The 2494-nt window shown below is 78.1% G+C and carries 3 protein-coding genes; all 3 read right to left on the reverse strand.

Features of this window, described 5'->3' with window-relative positions:
• Nucleotides 1-120: 120 nt before the first annotated feature.
• Complete coding sequence (locus PYV61_RS24105; protein WP_275836422.1) at nt 121-531, reverse strand: rod-binding protein; 411 nt, start codon at nt 529-531, stop codon at nt 121-123.
• Nucleotides 531-1892: a flagellar basal body P-ring protein FlgI gene (locus PYV61_RS24110; protein ID WP_275836423.1), complete on the reverse strand. Its 1362-nt coding sequence runs from the start codon at nt 1890-1892 to the stop codon at nt 531-533. Before PYV61_RS24110 ends, PYV61_RS24105 begins: the two co-directional genes overlap by 1 nt.
• A gap of 14 nt (nt 1893-1906) precedes the next feature.
• On the reverse strand, nt 1907-2494 hold a 588-nt coding region (locus PYV61_RS24115; RefSeq protein ID WP_275836424.1), incomplete at its 5' end, for a flagellar basal body L-ring protein FlgH.

Consider the following 2494-nt stretch of genomic DNA (forward strand, 5'->3'; position numbering starts at 1 on the left):
GTCGCCGGCCGGGCGCAGCGCCGGCGCGCCCGCCCCGTAGGCCGCGGCGGCCGCGACGGCGCCGGCGGGGCGGGGGAGGACGGTCGGCATCTGCGCGTGGGGCGTGGGGAGGGGCGCCATCTATCGGCCTGCCTCGGGGGTCGCGGTGAGGGGCATCGCCGCCGGGACGTCGCGCAGCGGGAGCGGCTGCGGCGCGGGCGTCGTCGGCGCCGGTTCGGTCGGAGCGGCCGCCGCCCCGCTCTCGCGAGCGAGCCGGCCGCGCAGGTGCTGGTAGATCGCCTCGCCCAGCCCGCGCCCCCACGCGTGGGGAGTCTCGGTCGCGAGGTGCTGATCCATGAGTCCCGTGAACATCTCCTCGCCCGCGCCGCCCCCGACCGCCCCCTCGCTCTGCGGGACGGTGGCGCGCATGGCCTTGTAGAGCTCCTGCACGAAGACGCCTTCCATCTGCCGCGCGACCTTCCGCAGCCTGGCGTCGTCGCCCTCGCGTGGCGCGGACGCCACGGGGGAGCCGGGGGCGTTGACGACGCGCATCAGCGGACCACGACCTCGGCGGCGATCGCGCCGACCTCGCGCAGCGCGGCGAAGATCGCCGCGATGTCCGACGCCGGCGTCTGCACCGCGTGCAGCGCCGCGGCCAGCCGCTGCACCGACGTCCCGGGCGCGATGCGCACGTCGCCCGGCACCGCGTCCTGGCGCGCCGCGCCCGCCGCCGGCGCGGCGGTCGAGTCGCCGCCGATCGTCAGCGTCACGCCGCCGTGGCTCACCACCGCCACGGCGACCGTCAGCGCGCCGCCGGCGACCACGGTGCCGTCGCGGGCGTCGATCACCAGCCGCGGCGCGCGCTCGGCGCGCACCGGCAGCGCGGCGATGCGCCCCAGCACCTCGGCGCGGTTGCCGCTGTCGGGGAGCGTCAGCGCCACCGCGCCCGGGTCCTCGACCCGCGCCGCCGTGCCGCCCAGCGCCTGGTTCACCGCCGCCGCGATGCGCGACGCGGTGGTCACGTCGGGCTCCTTGAGCAGCAGGCGCGTCCCGCCGGCGAACTGCGGGCGCGGCATGTCGGCCTCCAGCTGCCCGCCGCTCGGGATGCGCGCCGTCGTCTCGGGGGTGCGCGCGGCGCCGTACGCCGCGCGCCCGTCGGCGGCCTCGCTCAGCAGCAGCGCGCCCTGCGCCACGCCGACCGGGCGCCCGCCCGCCTCGGCGACCAGCGGCGCCATGTACAGCACCCCGCCGCGCAACGACCGCGCGTCGCCGAGCGACGACACGTGCACCTCGAAGCGGCCGCCGGCGCGCAGGTACGGCGACACCTCGGCGGTCACCAGCACCACCGCGGCGTTGCGCGTCCGCACCAGCTCGGGGGGGATCACGACGTTGAAGTTGCGCAGCAGGTTGACGACGCTCTGCACCGTCATCCCGCCGCCGCGCGTGCCGCCGCCCATCGTGCGGTCGCCCGTGCCGTCGAGCCCCACGGCGATGCCGTAGCCGGTGAGCCGGATCGGCGCCGCGCCCTCGGCGATCGTGAGGTCGCGGATCGTCGTCTGCGCCGGCGCGGCGGCTGGCGCCGCGAGCGCCGCGCCCAGCGCCGCGCCCAGCAGCAGCGCGGGGAGGAAGTTGCGCCCGCCGCGGCGGCGGATCCCCTCGAAGCCGATCGGCGGCGTGAGGCGCGACTGGTCGGCGACGCCGGGGACGCGCAGCAGCTCGGTCACCGCGGCCTCCTTGGCGCCGAGGTTGCGGGCGTCGGCGGCGCGCAGCACGTCGCGCAGCTGCGCGGCGCGGCGGGCGTCGCCCGCCTGGTGCGCCGCCAGCTCGGCGGCGCGCGCCAGCGCGTCGGTGGCGCGGCGCGTCGTGGGGCGCGGCGCGGGGCGGCCGAGCAGGCGGGAGAGGAGACGCCACATGGGACGGGTCCCGGTCACGGCCAGACGAGGCCGACGATGCGCGTGAGCAGCCCGCTCTTGGTCTTGCCGAGCGGGCCGGGGGACTGGTAGGCGATCTGCGCGTCGGCGAGGCGCGCCGACTCGACCGTGTTGTTGGTCGAGACGTCCTGCGCGCGCACCCAGCCGGTGACGACGACGTCCTGCTTCCCCTTGTCGACGTCGATGAGGCGCGTGCCGCGCACCTGGTAGGTGTCGTTCGGGCCGGCGGCGACGATCCGGACGCTCATCTCGCTCTGGAAGCGGTTCTCGCGCCGGGCCTCGCCGCGCTGCTGCGTGTTGCCGTCGTTGCGCGTCCCGATGCGGGCGTCGATGCTCGTCGGCTTGGAGCCGGAGTTGATGTCGACGCTGGCGCCGAGGTCGCGCGTGCGGCGCTGCTGCGCGAGGTCGTCCTTGACCGCCGACGAGATGGTGTAGTCGTCGACGAGCACGGTGATGATGTCGCCGACCGCGAACGCGCGGCGGTCGCCGAGCCACGACCCCATCCCCGGCCGGTTGGCCGCGGGGGTGGGCGTCCAGGCGGGGGCGGCCGGCGCCGCGGGGACGGCGGCGGGCGCCGCGCCGCG

Source organism: Roseisolibacter sp. H3M3-2 (assembly GCF_029211165.1).
GTDB lineage: Bacteria > Gemmatimonadota > Gemmatimonadetes > Gemmatimonadales > Gemmatimonadaceae > Roseisolibacter.